Raw genomic sequence first — 21,029 nt, forward strand, 5'->3', positions numbered from 1 at the left:
ATGGCATCGCATTGCCGTTTGTTTCATGGTATGTGCTGGTGATATTTGCCGGGAGCTTTTCACATGATGAACAACATGCTGCGCTACGGCGTGCGGGGGGTGCAGACACGTATCTGTCTGCTGACGCTTGTTGTCTCCACGCTGGTGGCCCTTGCCTTCGGAAGCTATGAATATGTCACGGCGCTTGATGCCGAGTATGCCCGCCTTGAACGGTTTGCCGTTTCTCAGGCCGACAGGGTGGCGCGTCTGCTGCTTGTGCCGGTGTGGAACGTGGACAGGCAGGCTTCCATGTCCATAATAGACACGGAAATGGATGACGAACGGGTGCATGCGGTTATCGTGTACGACGAAGGCGGCAGTATTTTCATCGGCCGCCAGCGCGGTTCGGGCGGGGTACTGGTCAACACGTCCAGAAGCATTCCGCGGGGCGAGTTTATTGTCACGTCGCGGCCGCTGCGGCAGGGCAGTCTGCGTTTTGCCACTCTGCAGCTGTATGTGACGCCGGAATATGTTCACAGAACAATGAAGGATAATGTCGTTGCCGCGGTAATGCACATGCTGGCGCTGGAACTGGTGCTGGTGCTGGGCATTCTGCTGGTGGTGCGTCGTTCGCTTATTGTGCCTCTTTCTGCGCTTACCGCATGGGTACGCAGAGAATCGCCCCTGTACGATTACGGCACCCGCATTCCCAAACAGGCGGACGATGAACTGGGCGAGCTGGTAGACAGCATGAACGGCATGCTGAGCGAAATAGAAAAGCGCGACAGGATGTTGAATGATCACAGCAAGCATCTGGAAAAGCTGGTGGCCGAGCGGACACAGGAGCTTGAGCACGCGCGGCATACGGCCGAGCAGGCCAGCAAGGCCAAAGGCGATTTTGTGGCCAGCATGAGCCACGAACTGCGCACCCCCATGAATGCCATCATCGGCATGATTGAAATAGCGCTTAAAACGGAGCTGACCGTCAAACAGCGCGAATACCTCACCATCATACGTTCTTCTGCACGTTCTCTGCTGGGCGTGGTCAACGATATTCTGGATATCAGCAAGATAGAGGCCCAGAAAATGGAGCTGGAGCATATTCCGTTTTCCACGCAGGAAATGCTGGAGGAAGTCACGGACCTGTTCCGCGAACGGGTGGGCATGAAGGGGGTCGAGCTGGTGCTGGATATCGAGGCCGATGTTCCCGCCGTGCTGGTGGGCGATCCGCTGCGGCTCAAACAGGTGCTTGTGAATCTGGTGACCAATGCGTTCAAGTTTACCAAACAGGGCGAGGTGCGCATCAGGGTTGCCGTGGGCAGCCGTTCTCAGGATGTGGTGCAGCTGGAATTTTCCGTACGCGATACGGGTCTCGGCATCGGCGAGGAGGCACGCAACAGGCTGTTCGACACGTTTTCTCAGGCGGAAGGTTCCACGGCGCGGCTGTTCGGGGGCAGCGGGCTGGGTCTTTCCATAGCGCGGGAGCTGGTGCGGCTGATGGGCGGCACCATCACAGTGGCCAGCGAACCGGGCAAAGGCAGTGATTTTCGCTTTACCGGACGCTTCAGCCTGCCCGTCGAAGCTGTGGAAGCCAGACATCACCGCACGGGAGAAGCCCCGCGCGGCAGGGTGCTGCTGGTGGAAGATAATGAAAGCAACCGTCTGGTCATGACAAGAATGCTTGAACGGCTGGGGTATGACTGCGATGCGCTGCAGGACGGATACACGGCCTATGAGCGGCTGAAAAGGCAGGCTGCGCTGTATGATCTGATACTGCTGGACTGGCGGCTGCCCGGTGTGGACGGGTTGGAGGTGCTGGAAAAACTGCGTGCGGAAAAGCAGCCCCTGCCCCCTGTGTTCATGATGACGGCATTCGGGCGCGAGGCGGAACTGGAACGTGCCGAAGAGCTGGGTGTGGCTTCTTTTCTTTCAAAGCCGGTCAAGCTGTCTTCGCTGTCGGACGCCATACGGGCCATGCGCGGTGAAATGACACCGGAAGAGCAGACAGACACCGCCATGATAAGGCAGTTTGACGGTATGCGGGCCCTGCTGGTGGAAGACAACATCATCAACCGCCATGTGGCGCTGGATATGCTGCAGGACATGGGATTTTCCGTTGTCAGCGCGGAACACGGAGAAGAGGCGCTGGCTGTGCTGGACGATGTGGAACCGCCCTCGGGTCCGGGGTTCGATGTGGTATTCATGGACATCCAGATGCCCGTCATGGACGGTATAGAGGCAACGCGGGTCATCAGACAGCACCCGAGGTGGCGGCATATTCCCATCATTGCCATGACGGCCCATGTGATGAGTGAAGACCGTGACAAGGCACTGGAAGCGGGCATGAATGACTATGTGACCAAGCCGGTGGACCGCATGATGCTGCTGCAGGTGCTGCAGCGTCATGTGGGCGAACACGCCGCGCGGGCGGCGGAAGACGGCGCGAGGCGTATCCGGCAGTCTTTTGACGCACGCTCTGAACACCTTCAGGAGCATAACATACTGCATATGCACGGTATGGGAGTCGCCGGAGCGGAACAGGAGGGGGCAGTTGGCGGTGTTTCTTCCGGACATGCCGGAGCAGGTGTGCCGGAACAGGGCACGGACATCATCTCTGACGGCGGGCCGGACGGTGTGCCGCCCATGCCCGCGCGTCTGCCGGGGCTGATTCTGGAAGAAGGCGTGGACAGACTGGGCGGAAAACAGGATATTTATTTTGAAATTTTGAAAAAGTTCGCCGAAGTATACGCGCAGGCCGCTGATGCGGTGCGGCAGGCTGCGGAGCAGGACCACAGGGATGTCGTGGCGGAAAAAGCGCACGCCATAGCCGGTGCTGCGGCCAACATCTCTGCCGGTGAACTGCGCGAGTCCGCTCTGGCGCTGGAACGTGCCGCCCGCGACGGCGCCCCCATGGAGCTTGAGCTTGAGCAGTTTGCATACTGGCTTGAGCAGGTCGTCCGTTCCATCGGCGTGCTTAAAAGCCGTATGAGGCCGGTGCCGGATGCACCGGAAGACGGTATGCATCCGTAACGGGTACAGCACGTTTCTGCACGTTGTGGCGCTGCCTTCAAGCAGTGCAGGGTGCGTTGCGGCACCTTGTCTGACAGTTGCTGAGTGAACTTTTTTTATGATACCGGCGGGCTGCGCGAACGATACCGGCAAAACGCACAGCAGGCCCCGATGCAGCGCATCGGGGCTTTTGTTTTGGCTGCTAAAAGCGTATGGTGCGCATCGCACGCAGACAGGGTGCCGCCCGCTGTAATGTATGGATGCCGGTAGTCTTTTTTTTGACAACACACCGGTGGCGGCACACAAAAAAAGCCCTGCTGTCGCAGGGCTTGAATGCGTGGGGCGAATGACGGGACTTGAACCCGCGGCCACACGGGCCACAACCGTGTGCTCTACCAACTGAGCTACATTCGCCGTTTGAGACTGAGGCATATATACCCCACAGAAAGCAGCGTCAAGCATAAAACGTGATAAAAATTTCGTCAGGGAAGAAATTTTCCCGCGAGGAGATGTATGGATAAACTGGTTATCAAAGGTGGCGTGCCGCTGGAAGGCACCATACGGGTCAGCGGTTCGAAAAACGCCTCTTTGCCAATCCTCATGGCCTCCATCCTGCTGGATGAGCCTGTGATTTACCGCAATGTACCGCGTCTGCGCGATATTCATACCACCAACAAACTGCTGGGCATTCTTGGTTGTCCTGCCGAGTTTCAGGGCGATGCAGTGCATGTCAGGCCCTGCGATCTGAATCCTGAGGCGCCTTACGAACTGGTGAAGACCATGCGCGCTTCCGTGCTGTGTCTGGGGCCGCTGCTGGCGCGGCTGGGCGAAGCGCGGGTGGCATATCCGGGCGGCTGCGCCATAGGAGCCCGTCCGGTGGACCTGCACCTGAGCGCGCTGGAAAAAATGGGTGCGGAATTCGAGCTTGATTCCGGTTATATAGTGGGCCGCTGCCGTCAGTTGCAGGGGGCGCATATCCGGTTTGACTTTCCCACCGTTGGCGGTACCGAAAACCTGCTGATGGCCGCCACGCTGGCCAAAGGCGAAACCATACTGGAAAATGCGGCACGCGAGCCGGAGGTCATCGATCTGGCCGACTTCCTGTGCGCCTGCGGAGCGGATATTACAGGGCAGGGCACAGATGTCATACGCATACGGGGTGTGGAACGCCTGCATGGTTGCGAATACCGCATCATGCCTGACCGCATCGAGGCGGGAACCTTTATGGTGGCGGCGGGCATAACCCGCGGCAACCTGCTTATCGAAGATTGTCCGGATGACGCGCTGGATGCCGTCAGCCAGAAACTGCGTGATATGGGACTGCATGTTTCGCGCGAAGAAGGCGGAACCCGCGTACGCTATCAGGGCCACCTTGAGTCCACCGATATCGTTACGCATCCGTATCCGGGATTTCCCACCGACATGCAGGCGCAGTTCATGGCGCTCATGTGCGTGGCAGACGGGTTCGGCATGGTGGAGGAAACCATTTTTGAAAACCGGTTCATGCATGTGCTCGAGCTGGTACGCATGGGAGCCGATGTGCGTCTTGTGGGGCGTACAGCCCGCGTGCGCGGCGGCCGTCAGCTGAGGGGGGCGCCGGTCATGGCCTCCGACCTGCGGGCTTCTGCTTCTCTGGTTCTGGCGGGGCTGGCCGCGCAGGGCGAAACCCATGTACAGCGTATCTACCATCTGGACAGAGGCTACGAGAGCATCGAGGAAAAACTCTGCCCTGTGGGCGCGGATATCAGGCGCGTGCCTGAATAGCATGTCTGCCATGTTTGTAACGCCTCCGGCTGTGCCGGAGGCGTTTTTTCTTGTCCGCACGCAAGGTGAAGCATGACACGCAGCACACCCCCGCAAACCGCACAGGGCGGTCCCCCCGCCGGTTACAACCGCAGTGCCGCCCTGCTGCCGCACGGCGCGCCACCTGCACTGTTGTGGCGTCAATGGTGCCTGCTGGCTGTGCTGGCCGGTCTGGCGGCAGGAGAAATGGGCCTGCGGGACGCTGCCCCGGCGTGGGGGGCGGCAGTGCTGGGATTTATGGTGCTGTGGTCCGGCCGTCAGAATGCGGGCAGGCCTACCGCGGTTTTGCGTGCGCTGGTGCTGGGGGTATGCATGGCTGCCGGTGTCTGCTTTATGCTGCTGCACCGCCAGCCCGCTGCGGAAGTGCCCGGCTGGATGACCGCGCAGGAAAAGGTGCGGGTGCAGGGGGTGGTGCGGATTGTGGAAAGCCGTCCTGAAGGACGGCTGCGGATGGTGCTGGCAGATGCGCGCTGCCGCACGGCGCAAGGCTGGCAGACGTTGAAGGCCGATGTGGTTTGGACATGGCAGTATCCTGTTTTTCGGCCCCGCAGCGGCAGTACAGTGGAATTTGAAGGCAGAGTGAAGCCGGTACGCGGTTTTCTGAACCGCGGAACATGGGACAGCGGGAGCTTCTGGCTGCGCAACGGGGTAGGGTACAGAGTCTGGACACGGGCAGAGCAGGGACAGGTGCATGAGGTGCCTGCCGGTAAGCCCGCAGCGGAGTCAGCCTTGTTCCGGGGTGATGCCCTGCAGTCCGCAGAGGTGATGCGGGGCCTGCGCAGTCTTGTGCTGCAGCGGGTGGAACGGGTGCTGGCGGGCATGTCTGACCCGATACCGGCAGATGCGGACGGGCAGGGGGCTTTGCGGCAGATGCCGCGCTGGCGTGACCTGCCTCAGCGGTATGCCGTGCTGCCAGCCCTGCTGCTCGGAGAGCGTTTTTACCTTTCACAGCAGACGATGGACAGGCTGGCCGATGCGGGGTTGATGCACAGCTTTGCTCTTTCCGGCATGCATCTGGGGCTGGCGGCAGCGCTGGGTGCGTTGGCGGCGCTGCTGGCCGGCAGAATTTTTCCCGGACTGTACCTTGTGGTGCCGCGGCAGCAGCTGGCCGTACTGTGTGCCGCACCGCCGGTGCTCGGGTATGTCTGGCTGGGCGGCGCCACGCCTTCACTGCTGCGGGCGGCGCTGATGTTTGCCTTCTGGGGCGGGTTGCTGCTGGCCGGCAGGCGCGGAGTACTGACAGACGGGCTGTTGTGGGCCGTGGCGGTGGTGGTTGCATGGCAGCCGCAGGCTCTGTTTGATCTGCGGCTGCAGCTTTCTGCCGTGGCCGTGGCGGGCATTGCCTGCACCATGCCTGTGTACCGTGCTGCGGCGGGCAGGCTCGGCACCAAGCATGGCACGGCTGCCGGTGCTGTCATGCGCCTGACGGGGGGGCTTGCCGGAGTGCTGGCTGTAAGCATGGCTGCCCAGCTGGCCCTCATGCCTCTCACGCTGGATGCGTTCGGCAGTGTGACGCCGTGGTTTGTGCTTAATGCCCTGTGGCTGCCCGCGCTGGGGCTGTGGGTGCTGCCGCTGGCCTTTGCCGGGCTTGTGTCGCTGGCTCTGCCGCAGGCTGCCCCTGTTGCCGTGTGGCTGTTTCATGTTGCCACAGTGCCGGTGGAATGGTTGCTGGAGATGCTGGGCACACTGGAGGCCGGCGGACTGCTTTATCCGGTGTTGTCTGTAAGACCGCTGCCCTGCGCTGCTGCGGGGTTCTGGATGCTGTTGGGTACGGCATGCCTGCTGTGGCGGGGAACCGCCGGTCCTGCCGTGCAGCAGAGCGGCCGCAGCGTTCTGCTGCCGTATGGTCTGCGCACTGTCTGCGTGACGGTGACTGCAGGGGTGGTGCTGCTTGCCGCGCCGGTGTGTCTGCGTTTTTCCGCGTACCTGCAGGATGAGGTTTCTGTTTCCGTGCTGGATGTGGGGCAGGGGCAGGCCGTGCTGGTGGAGGCGCCGCACGGAGTGCGCGTTCTTATTGACGGCGGGGGTTTTCCTTCGTCTTCTTTTGACACGGGCAAGGCACTGGTGGCACCCGTGCTGACGTATAACAGACCGCCGGTGCTTTCCGCCGTGGTCAACACCCATCCGGACAGTGATCATCTGGGCGGCTTGCCGTTTATTCTGCAGTCTTTTGACGTGGGCGCCTTTTATACCAACGGCGAGCTGCCGCAGGAGGGGGCGCATGCGGCTGCTCTGGAACGGGCATGGCGGGCCGGTGCTCCCGTGCCTGCGGTTCTGGCTGCCGGTGATTCGCTGTTGCTGGGCAGCACCGCGGAACTGCAGGTGCTTGCACCGGAGGCCGGACGCATGACGGGCAATACCAATGACAATTCGCTGATTCTGCGGTTGACGCGCGGTGGCAGAGGGCTGGCGCTGGTGCCCGCCGATGCGGGTACCGTAGTGCTTGACCGGCTGGCGCAGGCGGTGCGGCGGCAGAATATTCCGGTGGAAGCCGCGCTGCTTGTGGTGCCGCATCACGGCAGCGGAAACAGCCTCTCTCCCCTTCTGTACGATGCGGTTGCGCCCTCTCTTGCAGTGGCTTCGTGCGGATACATGAACTACTGGCGGTTTCCGCGTCCTGAAGTGCGCGGGGCGCTGGAGGCGCGTGGAATTCCGCTGCTTACAACGTCCGGAAGCGGACAGATTACCGTGTGCTGGCCGGACAGCGGACATATGCAGGTACGCAGTGTGCGCTGACCGTCCTGCCGCCGGGGCTGAGCTGTTGCGGTGCCGTGCCTGCGCTTACGGTGGCCTGAACAGCATGACGGCCGGAACAGGTAACTGCTCCGCCCGTCATGCTTGCTTTTTTTGTCTGTTGCGCTGGGCAACGGCCGGTGCACCGCGGTCAGTCGGTCTGCGTTTCCGCGGTCTGCATTCTGCGTGATTCCAGAGCGTAAAACGCTACGGGCACCACCACAAGGCTGAACACAGTGGAAGCCAGCAGCCCGAAGATAAGCGCCCATGCCAGACCGGAGAAAATGGGATCGAGCGTGATGGGCCATGCGCCCAGCAGCGTTGTGGCCGCTGTGAGCAGAATGGGCCGCAGCCGTGTGGTGCCGCTTTCCAGTACGGCTTCGCGCAGCGGCATGCCCTGCCGGATGGCCTCCTGAATGAACTCGATGAGCACCAGAGAGTTGCGTATGACTATGCCTCCCAGTGCTATCATGCCGATCATGGATGTGGCGGTGAAGAATACCGGATCGGCATAGCCGCCGGCATGTCCGGTGAACAGCAGATTAAGCAGCCAGAATCCGGGCATGATGCCCAGCAGTGTCAGCGGAATGGCCGACATGATGAGCAGCGGCAGCGTGAACACCCCTGTCTGGATGACCAGCAGAATGTAGATGCCGCCCAGTGCCGCGCCGAACGCCAGTCCCAGATCGCGGAACACGCTCAGGGTTATTTCCCATTCACCTTCTCCCGCCCAGTCTACCCGTGTGCCCGGCGGCATGGGGTCTTTTTTCAGCGCCGTGTTCATGTCCAGAATCGCTTCACCGGGGGCTCTGCCCGCCATCTCGCCGTAAACATAGACCACCCGGTGCAGGTTTTTATGATAAATGGGCTGGTCTTCGGGCAGCTGGACAAAACGGCCCAGTTCACCCAGCGGCACTATGCCGCCCTGCGGCATGTCCGGCGCGGCAGCGGTGGGAACAGGCATGGCTTCCAGCGCCGCGACGGAGGAGCGGCTTTCGCGCGGCAGCTGCACGACGACCGGCAGGGGCTGGCGTTCGCGGGGTTCGTGCACGTTGGCGGGGATAACGCCCCCCGCGGCGATGCGCAGTGTGCGGGCAATGTCTTCGGTTTCCACACCGTGCAGCGCGGCTTTGACCCTGTCGGTGACAAAATTGATGCGCGTTGCGGCGGCTTCCATGGTGGAGTCTATGTCTGTGACGCCGGGTTCGCGCCGCATGATTTCCATAACGTGCCGGGCTGCCTGATGCAGCTGCTCCGGTGTTTTTTCGGCAGACCCGTACACTTCGCCGGTGATGGTTGAAAAAACAGGAGGTCCCGGGGGCACTTCCACCAACTTTATGTCAGCGCCGGATGCGTCTGCAATGCGCTGCAGATCGTCGCGCAGACGCAGCACAATGGTGTGACTTTGCTGTTCACGGCGTGATTTTGCAGCCAGATTCACACGGATATCGGCCTGATGCGGCTCTGCGCGCATGTAGTAGTGCCGCACCATACCGTTGAAATCCATGGGTGATGATGTGCCGGTAAATGTGGTGACGTCACTGACTTCCGGCACGGTGCGCAGATACGTTTCATAACGGCGTACCACCCGGTCGGTTTCTTCCAGACTGGTTCCTTCGGGCATATCGATGACAATCTGGAATTCATTTTTGTTGTCAAAGGGCAGCATCTTCAGCGGGACAAGCCGCATCAGCGCCAGTGAGCAGCTGCCCGCCAGCAGTATGACGATGGCCGCCAGCATTGATTTGCGCATGAACTTTGAGTCGAGAAAGGGCGAAACGATAGTTCTGTACAGTTGCGAGGCGCGGTCTGCCCTGCCTGATTGACGGGAGGGGGCGGAATTTTTCTGCCGGACGGTTGCGGGGGGCGTCTGCTGTCCTGCCGGTACTGCTTTGTGGCGCAGCAGCAGATAGCTGAGCCAGGGCACCACTGTCAGTGCCGCCAGAGTGGAAAACGTGACGGTAAGGGGCACGTTGGCTGCCATGGGTGCCATGTACGGGCCCATCATGCCGGTAATGAAAAACATGGGTGTAAAGCTGACTATGATGGCCAGCGTTGACATGAGCACAGGCGGCAGCACTTCCTGCACGCCTGCCAGCGTGGCGGCCAGCGGGCCTTTTTTGCGTGCCAGTATGTGGCGCTGTATGTTGTCCACATTGGTTATGGGGTCGTCCACCACAAGGCCCAGCGAAAGAATAAGGGCGAACAGCGTGACCCTGTTGATGGTGTAGCCCAGCATGTAGTTGACAAAGAGAGCCAGCGCAAAGCTGAGCGGTACGGACACAGCCACCACAAGGGCTTCGCGGCGGCCCAGTGTCAGCATGAGCAGCCCCACGACCGTCAGTATGGCAAACCCCAGCGAGGCAAGCAGGTCATTCACTTTCTGACTGGCTGTTTCGCCGTAGTTGCGGGTGACGCGCAGCCCTATGCCGTCGGGCAGAATGTCATGCTGCAGACTGCTAGCTTCGCGGATGACGTTTTCCGCCACTGAGACGGCATTGGTACCCTTTTTTTTGGCAACGGCCAGTGTAACTGCAGGCAATGAGCCGTGCGGCATGCCTTCTTCCTGTGCGGTACGGTCGGAAAAGCCTATGCGCGTGTAGCTCACAGGTTCTGCCGGGCCGTCGTGCACGGTGGCCACATCGCGCAGATATACAGGTCTGTCCGCGTCTGTGCCCACCACCAGCCCGCGTACTTCCCGCGCGCTGCGCAGAAACGAGTCGGCGGTGATGGTGAGGGTGCGGTTGTTTTTGTCCAGCGTCCCCGCGGTGACAGAAGAGTCAGCACCGGAAAGTGCCGTGACAACATCCTGCGCGGAAACAGAAAACCCCGTGAGCCGTTCGGGGTCGGGATACACATGCACGCGGCGGGGTTCGCCACCGGTGATGGTGACTGATGAAACATCTTCAACGGCCGCAATTCTGTTCAGCATTTCTTCGGCCATGCGCCGCAGCGTATGGCTGTCGGCAGCACCGGCCTGTTCCGGATACAATGTCAGGCTGACGATGGGCACATCGTCGATTTCCACAGGGCGTACGGCCCAGCCGGTGACGATGCCCGGTGCCATGTCTTTGTTTTTGGTAATGGTGTTGTGCAGTTTGATGAGTGAGTCTTCGCGGTTTTCACCCACATAGAAGCGTACCGTGGCCATGGCGCTGTCACGGCGCGATATGGAATAGACATGCTCGACTCCGTCTATCTGCCAGAGCAGCCGTTCCAGCGGGGTGGCCACCAGTTTTTCCACTTCTGCCGCAGATGCGCCGGGCACCTGCACCAGTATGTCCGCCATGGGCACGATGATTTGCGGCTCTTCTTCTCTGGGCGTGAGCAGCAGCGCGGCCATGCCCAGCCCGAGACCGAAAATGAGCAGCAGCAGAGCGTTTTTGCCGGTGACAAATGTGCGGACAATGGCGGGGATTATTCCTGCCGGTGCGGCGTCATGCTGCGGCATGGCTGTCTCCTGCGGCTGCTTCCTGCGGTGTGCGTTCCGGCGGGGTCCGTGCCCCGCCTGCGGGCAGCACAAGAGTCTCGCCGCCTGAAAGACCCGAGAGTATTTCCACCTGCTGGCCGAAATGTCTGCCCGTTTTCACATGCACGGTGTACGGGATGCCTTCATCTGACAGGATGCTCACTGTTTCGAGCTGCCCCACACGGTGCACCGCCGCAGCAGGCACAAGAACGGCAGGCTGCGCATCAAGGGGAATGAGCAGCGTGCCGTACATGCCGGGGTACAGTCCGGGGGCGGGCGGCAACCCCACCTTGACCAGAAAGGTTCGTGTGCGCGGGTCTGCCGAGGGCACCACCTCCTCCACCACGCCGTCCAGCGTGTCTGTGCCCAGCGCAGAAATGTTCACCTGCAGACGCACTCCGGGGCGCACGCGTCCTATAAGTCCTTCACGGACCTGTGCTTCCAGCCGCAGTGCTCCGCCTGCCTGTACCACCAGCAGAGGTTTGCCGGGAAAAGCCAGATCGCCGGCTTCGGCCTCACGCCGGACTATCTCGCCGTCCTCCAGCGCGGTGATGGTGGCATAACCAAGAGCTATTTCAGCTTCTTCCAGTCTTTTCTGCGCCTGCTGCACGGCAGATTCCGCCCCGCTCAGACCTCCGCGCGCACTGCCCAGAGCAGCTTCCGCCTGCAGATAATCCGCTTCCGCCTGATCAAGTTCGCGCTGGGCAACAGCTCTTTCGGAAAACAGCGCCTTGATGCGTCTGTACTGGTTGCGGGCTTTATCAAAGGCGGCTCTGGCTTCGGCCACGGACTGACGCGCCTGCCCCAGTGCTGCCCTGCTGCTTATCAGCGCCTGCCCCGCCTGATCCCGCCGCGATACAAGTTCTCGGGCATCCAGCTCTACCAGTACGTCTCCTTTTTTTACCACATCGCCGGTGGTAACGGCCATACGCAGAATTTTTGCGGTGACCTGCGCTTCCACGCGGGTCTCGGTGCGCGGACGCACTGTGCCGGTGGCTTCCGCCGTATCTGTCACGGGCACGGCAGCAGCCGTAATCGTGTTTACTGTACTGTTGCCCGCAGGCAGACGGGGGGATGAAAATGTGTCTTCCGGGCTGATGCGTTGTGTATTCAGCATATTGGCAGACCACATGAAGATAACCGCCAGTACTGCGATGCCTGCAGCGGCTGTCAGAAGCGTTCTGGTGCGCATGGGTGTCTCCGCGGAGCTGTTGTCGTCCGGCGTGGATTGTATTAAGCATACGGCTTGTTTTTCGATGCCGGCTTTGCAGAACAGTACCTGATATAGTGTTTTGTGTACAGACTGTCAGCCGTGCCGGTGTGTTGTAATAATAAACCGGTTTTGTTCCGGGGGATGTCCATGGGCCGCACCGCAGATGAGCACTCACAGAAAATCGGCAGGTCCGGTGCTGCGCAGGGCTGTGCCGTTGCCGCTGCCCTGTGGGAAAAAGAACAGCTTTTCAGAGTGCTTCTGGAATACAGTGCCGACTGTGAAATCTGGATTGATGCCTGCGGCGTGGTGCGTTTTGTCTCGCCGTCATTTGCAAGCATCACCGGATATACCCCTGAATGCCTGTACAGAAATCCGGACTACCTTGCAGCCATAATGGTGCAGAGCGATCTGCCCGCATTCCGCGCGCAGGAGCGGATTCTGGCGGAACGCGGTGGCTCTTTTGACGTGGAGGTGCGCATACGCACGGCTTCCGGCAGGGAACGCTGGGTGCTGTGCATATGCCGGAGCATCACCGATGATGAGGGACGGCCGCAGGGCCGGAGACTTACCTGCCGTGATGTGACGCGCCGCCGCCTGCTTGCCATGCAGCTGCAGCATCAGGCCGGTCACGATCCGCTGACAGGACTGCCCAACCGGTCTCTTTTTCTTGAAAAACTTGATGCGCGTGTGAATGGCGGCCGCGCAGCGCGTGACGGCGGCGCATCTGTTGTGATGATAGATGTGGACCGCTTCAAGCAGATAAACGATGTGCTGGGTCACGAGGCGGGAGACGGCGTGCTGCGCGTGGTGGCCGACAGGCTGCGGGGTATTCTGGGCGGCAATGACGCTCTGTGCCGTCTGGGCGGTGATGAATTCTGCCTGCTGCTGGCCGGCGGCGGCCGTGCCGAAGAAGTGCTGGCACGGGTACAGCAGATACAGCAGCGGCTCATGGACTCTGTTGACACGGGGGGCAGGCGGCTGCATCTGACGGTAAGTGTGGGCGTGGCCACCCACCGGCCGGGGCAGAACGCGCCGGAAGACATGATGCGCAACGGCGGCATTGCCCTGCAGCATGCCAAACGTGCGGGCGGCGGCGGACTGGAGGTGTTCAGCGACTGGATGCTGGAAAGTGCGCTCAACCATGCCCATCTGGAAATGGAACTGCACCATGCGCTGAAAGACAACGCCTTTCATCTTGAGTTCCAGCCTCTTGTCGATCTGCATTCTGGGCGTCCCGTACGGGTGGAGGCTCTGGCCCGCTGGGATCATCCTCAGCGTGGGGCCGTTTCGCCCGCTGATTTCATTCCCGTTCTGGAAGAAACCGGTCAGATTCTGCGTCTGGGCAGCTGGGTGCTGGAAAATGCCTGCATGGCTGCCGCACGCTGGCAGCGCAGGCATCCTGAGCTGCGGTCCGTCGGCGTCAGTGTGAATCTTTCGGCCCGGCAGCTTGCACAGCCTGCGCTGGTTGATCAGGTGGCGGCGGTGCTTTCCCGCTCCGGACTGGAACCGGCCAGCCTGAAGCTGGAGGTGACGGAAACCATGCTCATGGACAATCCGGAACTGTCCAATCTGGTGCTTCGCAGGCTGAAGGATCTGGGCGTTTTTCTGGCCATCGACGATTTCGGCACAGGGTATTCTTCACTGGCCTATCTGCAGAGTTTTCCCATTGATACGCTGAAGATCGACAAGTCTTTCGTCATGGGCATGACCAGCGACCCCGGCAAATTCAACATTGTGAAAGCGGTTACCGCGCTGGCTCATAGTCTGGGGCTGGATGTGGTGGCCGAAGGAGTGGAGGAACAGGAACAGCGCATCATGCTGCATGCCGTGGGCTGCGAGTACGCGCAAGGGTTTCTGTTTGCCCGTCCTGTGCCGGAAAAAGACCTTGCCGCGCAGCTCGGCAGCCTGCTGCGCAGTTCCTGCGATCCTGCCTGAGCCTTCTTTTCCGCGTTTTTCCGCTATTCCTTCATACCCGCTTTGCGCAGGATGGTCATCAGCGGGCACCAGTCGGTAAATGCCGACTGCAGCAGATTTATACCCACAAAAGCAGTGAAACCGAGCCAGTAGGGCGAGTGCAGCCATGCCAGCAGCAGACTGAGCAGAATGAACAGTCCGGCGGCGGCCCGTACAGTTCTGTTGACGGTCATGGGCAGCTCCTTTTTGCGCCAGCATAGCACAGTCGCGGCGCTATTGCAGCCGGTATGCTGCAGACACCGGCGGTACGGTTTTATCCTGCCGCGTTCTGTGTTACATACCGTATACGTGCGCTCTGCAGCGCCATTGCGGCGGGCGTACCTCCTGCGGATATTCACACCGCCCTTTCAGGGCAAAGGCGGATTTGAGATAGTGAAGCTTTACTCATGGAACGTGAACGGATTCAGAGCCATCCGGCAAAAACCCGAATGGGACTGGTTTTCCAGCTGCGATGCTGATGTCATCGGCCTGCAGGAAACCAAAGCCATGCCGGAGCAGATAGACCCTGCGGACCGCAATCCTGCTGGGTATCACAGCTACTGGCTGGGAGCGACGGTAAAAAAAGGCTATTCCGGTGTGGCTGCTTTTTCGCGCAGGGAACCGCTTTCGGTGGCGTATGATCTGCCCGTGGAGCAGTATCAGGGCGAGGGGCGCGTCATCATGCTGGAATACGATGCCTTTTACTACTTTAACATCTATTTTCCCAACGGACAGAGCGGCGACGAGCGGCTGCAGTACAAACTGGGCTTTTATGACGCTTTTCTTGAGCACGCGCAGACCCTGCGCCGGAAAAAGCCCATCGTGGTATGCGGCGACTTTAATACGGCGCATCGCCCTGTCGACCTTGCCCGTCCCAGAGAAAACGAGGGCACGTCAGGGTTTCTGCCCGTGGAACGGGCATGGATGGACAAGTTTATAGACCACGGCTACGTGGATACCTTCAGACTGGTGCATCCCGACGCGCAAGCCATGTATTCATGGTGGTCATACCGTTTTAAAGCGCGCGACAGAAATGTGGGCTGGCGCATCGACTATTTTTTTGTTTCCGATGAATTACGCCATGCCGTAAAGGATGCCACCATCGAAATGGAGGTTTTCGGTTCGGACCATTGCCCCGTGGGGCTTGAACTGGCACTGTAACGCGGCCATGCATACAGCACCGCGCGGCAGACAGGCCGCAGGCGCGGGGCATACCGTATGCGGCCGCAGCACGCTGCACGGCGCAGCCGTACAGCCGGCTGTAATGAAAAAAAGGCAGGCACGGAAACCGGACACCGGTTTTTCCGTGCCTGCCTTTATTATCTAACGCTTCTCTGCGGCCTTTGCCACTGCGTGCAGAATACAGTCCAGCGCTTCACTGAGTTCGGGCGCAAAATATGGCTCGGCGCTCAGCAGGCGCACCACTTCGGTCACTGTGGCATCGGGCGGCACAGGCAACCCGTTTTCTCTGGCCAGTCTGATAAGTTCTTCTCTTTGTTCCTGCATGGGGCCAACCTCTGTTGTGCAAAATTTCCCAAGCTCTTTTTTCCCCCATAATGCGGCCTGCGAAAAAAAGCAAATGGTGCGCACCGTTCATCCCCGGCGGTATCCGCTTCAGCGGAACTTGCGGCTGATGTGCCAGAACTCGCTGAAACTCAGCTGTCTGTTGCCCGGTCCCTGCCGTACAAGAAACATCTCGTCGTCTTTGTGACGCAGAAAGGCGGGTTCGGTGGCCTGACGGCACACCGCAGCCAGTACGGTTTTGCCGTCCAGCGTCAGTGCATGCAGGCTTATGGCGTTGATATGCCGTATGCCGATATGTTCCGCCACCAGATTGCTGATATGCCGCAGGGCATGGTCGTCGTTGCGGAAGCCGTCCGGGTCCATGCCCAGCACCTCGCCTTCGTCGCTCACGCCTACCAGCAGGGTGCCTCCGGCCGTGTTCAGAAATGCGGTGATGCCTTTCAGAACGGCAAGCTCTATACTTTTATCATTTTTACCGCTTTTCAGGTTAAAGCGCAGCGTTGATTTGAACTCCACATGGTCGCCTTCGCCCTGCCGCAGCAGGCGCCGTACCTGCTGGGATGACAGCGGTTTGTTGGGCCTGTACGCCTTGCGCATTTTGCCCGCATACAACGTGTAGCCGATGATGATGGCCGCCAGCGCGGCCAGCAGGGCGGCTGTGGCCACCAGAAACCGCGTGTCGCGCAGCAGCATGGAAAGCAGGTTGACCTCCCGTGCCAGCATGGTCACGGCAAGGCCTGTGGCTTTGGAGGAGACAAGCGTTTCGGAAGTGATGCCGTAGGTGCCTTCGCGTCGTCCTGTCAGTGCCTTGAGCGTGAGCTGCTTTTCTTCCTGCCGGGCTTTTTCCAGTTCCTGACTGAAACCGCCGCTGGCTGCCAGAATGATTCCGTTGACAGATACCACGGCTTCGGCATGCGGAAAATGCTGCACCACACTGCCGATGAGCGCTTCCGGCGTGTACAGCAGAAAAGCTGTCCTTCCGGCGGCCTGCGCCAGAATGTACAGCAGACGCCCGCCGTCCGTTTCAGGCGATATTTCCAGCAGGGGCAGGCCGGGGGCAACCTCCAGCGATGTGTCCAAACCGGCACGCAGCCATCGGGCAAGAGCCGGGCTGAGCGATTCCGCGGCCGGTTGTCCGGTGCTGTTGCCGGCTATGGCACCGGGCCGTGATTGTGCGGGAGCGGTGTTTTCAGTCTGTTCCGCCGTGCCGGACTGCGGAGCCAGAGGTGCGGGTACGCGGGCTTTTCTGCCGGTGAGCGTATCCAGATACACTCCGCTGCCGTCAGTGTTGAAGACCACAATGCCGGTGGCACCGCTGACCCGCAGCATTTCGTGCAGGATTTCAGATTCGGCGTTGTCGTCCAGCGGGGTGCTGTCGGACAGCATGGCCGTCATCTGGGTGCGTGTGTCGCGCAGCGACTGCCGCGCGGCATCGACAAAGTAGTCTACTGCCACGCCGCTTACCAGTCGTGCGACAATGGCGGTGTTGAACACAATGAACAGCAGCACGATGCACAGAGTGGCGGCGATGACTGCATAAGCTGTTTTGGGAATGCGCATGGCCGGATGCTACTATAGAGACACGAGCGCTGCCAGTGTTTTGGCCGCAGCAGAGCAAAGCGGCTTCTGCCTTGTGGCAGAGCGGCGGCAATGATATACCGGTATAAGGTGTGTTGCCGTTCCGGCGCAGTGGTGCGCATACATGTCTGCGTCATTTACGGCGGCCTTTGTACTGCGGATACAGGAGGCTCTGATGGGATTTGTACTGCCTGAGTACCGGCATCCGGATTTTAACGGCGCTCCGCTGGCCGGTGCGCCGGCGGCCGTATTCTGTGCCTGCCCGGCAGACGGGGTGGCCCCCGCGGGATTTCATGCCACGTCTGTTTTTCCTGAATATGTGCGCATGCAGGACGGGCACTGGGAGCTGCTGCGCCGTTCGCGTATGGACTGTGTCATCAGGCTGGGAACTGACGGCAGGCCCGAAGTGACGGAATTCCGCAGGTTGCGCAAAGGCGACATGGTGGCCGTGGGCCGCGGTGAAAACGGTGAACAGGGCATCTATCTGCATACGGGCGGATTCGAGCCCGCCCGTCAGTGCGGCGGCGAAGCGTTCGCTTTCAGAACGGGCACCAGCAGAGAGACTTCGTTTTCCATCGCATACGATACGCTGTACGACATCATGCGTCACGACCGCAGCCACGGACGCATTATCTGGGTTGCGGGGCCTGCGGTGGTGTTTGATTCGGACGCGCGGGCGGCATTCTGCCGTCTGATAGACAAAGGTTATGTGCACGGCCTGCTGGCGGGTAACGCCTTAGCCACCCACGACCTGGAAGGAGCGCTGTACAATACGGCGCTGGGGCAGGGGATATATGATAAGCGCCAGATGCCGCTGGGGCACTATCACCATCTGGACACGCTGAATACGCTGCGGGAAGCCGGCGGCATAGAACGCGCCGTGCAGCAGGGGCAGATACGGGGCGGTGTGATGCACGCTCTAACCCGTCAGGGCATTCCTTACGTGCTTGCCGGTTCCATACGCGACGACGGCCCGCTGCCGGAAGTGGAGCCGGACGTGTACAGTGCGCAGGATGCCATGCGGAATCTGGCGGGAGAGGCCACAACGGTGGTGGCGCTGGCCACCCAGCTGCATACGATAGCAACGGGAAACATGACGCCGTCCTATCAGGTGACGCAGGACGGCGGCGTGCGGCCGGTATATTTTTTTATCGTGGACATGTCGGAGTTTGCGGCGGGCAAGCTGGCAGACAGAGGGTCGCTGACCGCACACGCCATACTGACCAACGTGCAGGATTTCATGGTGAATCTGGACAGGGCCCTGTAAAGACGGGCGGCGCGGCAGCCGCGCAGAGAAACGAGGGTATTTGTTACTGCTGCATCAGCATGCGGCGGCCCCAGTCTGCCTGTCCCAGCGAAATGCAGCCGTCGCCGGGCGGCAGTTCACGGTGCACCAGTACAGAGAGCCCGCGACGGCGCAGCAGCGGCGGCAGTTCGGCGCTTATGGTTCTGTTCTGCATCACGCCGCCGGAAAGCCCCACCGTGGCAATGTCCATGACTTCCGCCAGACTGCCGGCGGCTTCTGCCAGACCATGCATGAGACCCAGATGGAAGCGGCGGCTGATGACACCTGCGGGAACATTTTGCAGCCAGTCGGCATATGCGGCCATGAACAGGGCGTGTGTGTCGAGCATCAGCGGCTGCACATCGGTACGCATGGGGCATGGGTAGGGGGCTGTCACGCCCATGTCCTGTATGCGCTCCAGCATTATGGCCGCCTGTCCTTCGTATGTGACTGAAATACATATGCCCAGCATGGCGGATACCGCGTCGAACAGACGCCCGCAACTGCTTGTCAGCGGAGTGTTCAGTCTGCGCTCCATGACCTGCGGCAGAACGCGCGCCGCATCTCTGAACTGCTCCTGCCACGGCCAGGGTATGTCTCCGGGGCAGGTTGTGCCGTTCTGCCACAGTATTCCCTGTGCGATGCGCCAGGGCTCCCGTATGGCGGCCTCGCCGCCGGGCAGCAGCATGGGGGCAAGATGTCCCAGCCGTTCATGGTCCAGCCGGCTGTTGTCTACATACAGCAGTTCTCCGCCCCATATGGTACCGTCTTCGCCGTATCCTGTGCCGTCCAGCGCAATGCCCAGCACCGGCCCGGAAAATCTGTTTTCTGCCAGTACGCTGTATATGTGCGCATAATGGTGCTGCAGACTCAGCGCGGGAATGCCGTCGCGCTGCGCGCGGCCTTCGGCATAGCTGGTGGTCAGGTAGTCGGGATGCAGATCGTGCACCACCGCCTGCGGAGTCACTTCCAGCACGGACTGCAGGTGCCGTGCGATTTCACGGTAAAATCCGAACGATTCAAGATTCTGCAGATCGCCTATGTGCTGGCTGACAAAAGCCTGATCACCCCGCGTGTAGCAAAGGGTGCTTTTCAGCTCGGGACCGGTGGCCATGACGCACGGCCCTTCACCGTCCAGAAAGACAGGGCGGGGGGTGTAGCCGCGGGCTCTGCGCAGAAACTGCGGTTCGTGCGTGTCGGGGTTGACGCGCACCACGGAGTCGTCGGTGCGGATGAGAATGTCGCGGTTGTGCAGCAGAAAAATATCGGCAATGTCGTGCAGGCGCAGCAGCGCTTCCCTGTTTCCCAGACTGATGGGTTCGCTGCTCATGTTGCCGGAAGTCATGACCAGCGCGGCGCAGGCTTCATGCGGCAGAATTTCGCGGTACAGATGAAAAAGTACATGGTGCAGCGGCGTATAAGGCAGCATAAGCCCCACATGGTCCGTATGGGGGCTGGCCTGCGGAGCCAGCGGGGTGCCCTGTTTTAGCCGGCACAGCACAATGGGGCGTTCCACTGACTGCAGCAGGGCCGCTTCGCCGCTGCCGATGTGGGCCAGAGCCTGAGCTGCTGCCATGTCGGGCACCATGACGGCCAGCGGTTTGCCGGGTCTTTTTTTGCGTGCGCGCAACCTGTCCACCGCTGCGGTGGCGGTGGCGTCGCATGCCAGATGAAAGCCCCCCAGCCCTTTGATGGCGGCAATATGGCCTTTGGCCAGTGCCTTTGCCGTCTGGACAACAGCTTCCGTGTCGCGGGCCAGTTGCGTGCCGTCCGCCGAGGCAAGCCACACATGCGGGCCGCATTTCGGACAGGCGTTGGGCTGGGCGTGGAATCTTCTGTCCATGGGGTTTTCGTATTCTTCGCGGCATTGAGGGCACAGCGGAAAACACGCCATGGACGTTTTGTCTCTGTCATACGGAATGGCCCGCGTAATGGTGTAACGCGGGCCGCAGTTGGTACAGTTGGTAAAGGGATACAGGTAACGTCTGTCCGACGGGTCGAACATATCGCGCAGACAGTCCTGACAGGTGGCCACGTCCGCGCTGATGAGCACATTCTGCCCGCTGCCCCCTTCGCTGGCCACAATGGTGAACAGCTGCTCGTCTTCACGGGGGGGGATATCTTCTTCCGTGCGCGACACAACCCGCGCCAGCGGCGGCAGCTTGTCCGTCAGGTCGGTACCGAATGCGGCAACGGCCTGCGGCGTGCCCTGTGCTTCGATGAATACTCCCTGCGAGGTGTTGGACACCGTGCCCGTGATGCCGTGTTCGCGGGCGATGCGGAAGACAAAGGGCCGGAAGCCGACACCCTGTACCTGTCCGGAGATGACGTATTTTCTGCGGATTGTTGCTGCAGCCATGTATAATTCATAGCCTATTCCCAGCCGGTGGGAAAGCCTTTGGTGATACTGCGCGGCAAAATAGGAGTATTGCTATCTTTTTGTGCTGCATGTAGTCTGTGCAGCCCGGTTCCGGCAGGGCCGG

Annotated in this window: 12 protein-coding genes and 1 tRNA gene; 6 read left to right on the forward strand and 7 right to left on the reverse strand. The window is 60.6% G+C overall.

The window, feature by feature from the left end; genetic code table 11:
- The first annotated feature begins 63 nt into the window (after window positions 1–63).
- Window positions 64–3,009: a hybrid sensor histidine kinase/response regulator gene (locus H586_RS18605; RefSeq protein ID WP_051363927.1), complete on the forward strand. Its 2,946-nt coding sequence runs from the start codon at window positions 64–66 to the stop codon at window positions 3,007–3,009.
- Between the two features lie 317 nt (window positions 3,010–3,326).
- On the opposite strand, the gene H586_RS0107680 is transcribed toward H586_RS18605, so the two are convergent.
- A tRNA-His gene (locus H586_RS0107680) sits at window positions 3,327–3,402 on the reverse strand.
- A 99-nt stretch (window positions 3,403–3,501) separates the two neighbouring features.
- Here H586_RS0107680 and murA point away from each other — a divergent pair.
- Entirely contained in the window at window positions 3,502–4,752 is a 1,251-nt protein-coding gene (murA, locus tag H586_RS0107685) for a UDP-N-acetylglucosamine 1-carboxyvinyltransferase (RefSeq protein ID WP_011366662.1), read from the forward strand.
- A 72-nt stretch (window positions 4,753–4,824) separates the two neighbouring features.
- Window positions 4,825–7,527 carry a ComEC/Rec2 family competence protein gene (locus H586_RS18610; RefSeq protein WP_051363928.1) on the forward strand — a complete coding sequence of 901 codons (2,703 nt, stop codon included), beginning with the start codon at window positions 4,825–4,827 and terminating at the stop codon, window positions 7,525–7,527.
- Between the two features lie 148 nt (window positions 7,528–7,675).
- Here the strand turns inward: H586_RS18610 and H586_RS0107695 are convergent, their stop codons facing one another.
- Complete coding sequence (locus H586_RS0107695) at window positions 7,676–10,975, reverse strand: efflux RND transporter permease subunit (protein ID WP_027181754.1); 3,300 nt, start codon at window positions 10,973–10,975, stop codon at window positions 7,676–7,678.
- Window positions 10,962–12,185 carry an efflux RND transporter periplasmic adaptor subunit gene (locus H586_RS18615; RefSeq protein ID WP_051363929.1) on the reverse strand — a complete coding sequence of 408 codons (1,224 nt, stop codon included), beginning with the start codon at window positions 12,183–12,185 and terminating at the stop codon, window positions 10,962–10,964. The genes H586_RS0107695 and H586_RS18615 overlap by 14 nt, the downstream gene beginning before the upstream one ends.
- Before the next feature lie 168 nt (window positions 12,186–12,353).
- Here H586_RS18615 and H586_RS18620 point away from each other — a divergent pair, with 168 nt between their 5' ends.
- Window positions 12,354–14,141: a putative bifunctional diguanylate cyclase/phosphodiesterase gene (locus H586_RS18620; protein ID WP_051363930.1), complete on the forward strand. Its 1,788-nt coding sequence runs from the start codon at window positions 12,354–12,356 to the stop codon at window positions 14,139–14,141.
- Between the two features lie 23 nt (window positions 14,142–14,164).
- Here the strand turns inward: H586_RS18620 and H586_RS0107710 are convergent, their stop codons facing one another.
- Window positions 14,165–14,353: a YgaP family membrane protein gene (locus H586_RS0107710; RefSeq protein ID WP_011366667.1), complete on the reverse strand. Its 189-nt coding sequence runs from the start codon at window positions 14,351–14,353 to the stop codon at window positions 14,165–14,167.
- A gap of 199 nt (window positions 14,354–14,552) precedes the next feature.
- On the opposite strand from H586_RS0107710, the gene xth reads away from it, so the two are divergent.
- Complete coding sequence (gene xth / locus H586_RS0107715) at window positions 14,553–15,320, forward strand: exodeoxyribonuclease III (RefSeq protein ID WP_027181755.1); 768 nt, start codon at window positions 14,553–14,555, stop codon at window positions 15,318–15,320.
- A gap of 162 nt (window positions 15,321–15,482) precedes the next feature.
- Here the strand turns inward: xth and H586_RS0107725 are convergent, their stop codons facing one another.
- Window positions 15,483–15,665: a hypothetical protein gene (locus H586_RS0107725; protein ID WP_027181757.1), complete on the reverse strand. Its 183-nt coding sequence runs from the start codon at window positions 15,663–15,665 to the stop codon at window positions 15,483–15,485.
- Between the two features lie 108 nt (window positions 15,666–15,773).
- Window positions 15,774–17,243 carry an AlbA family DNA-binding domain-containing protein gene (locus tag H586_RS20020; protein WP_027181758.1) on the reverse strand — a complete coding sequence of 490 codons (1,470 nt, stop codon included), beginning with the start codon at window positions 17,241–17,243 and terminating at the stop codon, window positions 15,774–15,776.
- Between the two features lie 193 nt (window positions 17,244–17,436).
- On the opposite strand from H586_RS20020, the gene H586_RS0107735 reads away from it, so the two are divergent.
- Complete coding sequence (locus H586_RS0107735) at window positions 17,437–18,528, forward strand: putative NPN-dependent ornithine cyclodeaminase (RefSeq protein ID WP_027181759.1); 1,092 nt, start codon at window positions 17,437–17,439, stop codon at window positions 18,526–18,528.
- 43 nt (window positions 18,529–18,571) lie between these two features.
- Here H586_RS0107735 and hypF read toward each other — a convergent pair whose 3' ends face one another.
- Window positions 18,572–20,905: a carbamoyltransferase HypF gene (hypF, locus tag H586_RS0107740; RefSeq protein ID WP_027181760.1), complete on the reverse strand. Its 2,334-nt coding sequence runs from the start codon at window positions 20,903–20,905 to the stop codon at window positions 18,572–18,574.
- Between the last annotated feature and the right edge of the window lie 124 nt (window positions 20,906–21,029).

The organism is Oleidesulfovibrio alaskensis DSM 16109, assembly GCF_000482745.1.
GTDB classification, from domain to species: domain Bacteria; phylum Desulfobacterota; class Desulfovibrionia; order Desulfovibrionales; family Desulfovibrionaceae; genus Oleidesulfovibrio; species Oleidesulfovibrio alaskensis.

Coding starts and splice junctions, on each gene's coding strand:
- H586_RS18605 (WP_051363927.1), top strand. CDS start 64: ATGATGAACAACATGCTGCGCTACGGCGTGCGGGGGGTGCAGACACGT.
- H586_RS18615 (WP_051363929.1), bottom strand. CDS start 12,185: ATGCGCACCAGAACGCTTCTGACAGCCGCTGCAGGCATCGCAGTACTG.
- hypF (WP_027181760.1), bottom strand. CDS start 20,905: ATGGCTGCAGCAACAATCCGCAGAAAATACGTCATCTCCGGACAGGTA.
- H586_RS0107735 (WP_027181759.1), top strand. CDS start 17,437: ATGGGATTTGTACTGCCTGAGTACCGGCATCCGGATTTTAACGGCGCT.
- H586_RS0107725 (WP_027181757.1), bottom strand. CDS start 15,665: ATGCAGGAACAAAGAGAAGAACTTATCAGACTGGCCAGAGAAAACGGG.
- H586_RS18610 (WP_051363928.1), top strand. CDS start 4,825: ATGACACGCAGCACACCCCCGCAAACCGCACAGGGCGGTCCCCCCGCC.
- H586_RS0107695 (WP_027181754.1), bottom strand. CDS start 10,975: ATGCCGCAGCATGACGCCGCACCGGCAGGAATAATCCCCGCCATTGTC.
- H586_RS18620 (WP_051363930.1), top strand. CDS start 12,354: ATGGGCCGCACCGCAGATGAGCACTCACAGAAAATCGGCAGGTCCGGT.
- H586_RS20020 (WP_027181758.1), bottom strand. CDS start 17,243: ATGCGCATTCCCAAAACAGCTTATGCAGTCATCGCCGCCACTCTGTGC.
- murA (WP_011366662.1), top strand. CDS start 3,502: ATGGATAAACTGGTTATCAAAGGTGGCGTGCCGCTGGAAGGCACCATA.
- H586_RS0107710 (WP_011366667.1), bottom strand. CDS start 14,353: ATGACCGTCAACAGAACTGTACGGGCCGCCGCCGGACTGTTCATTCTG.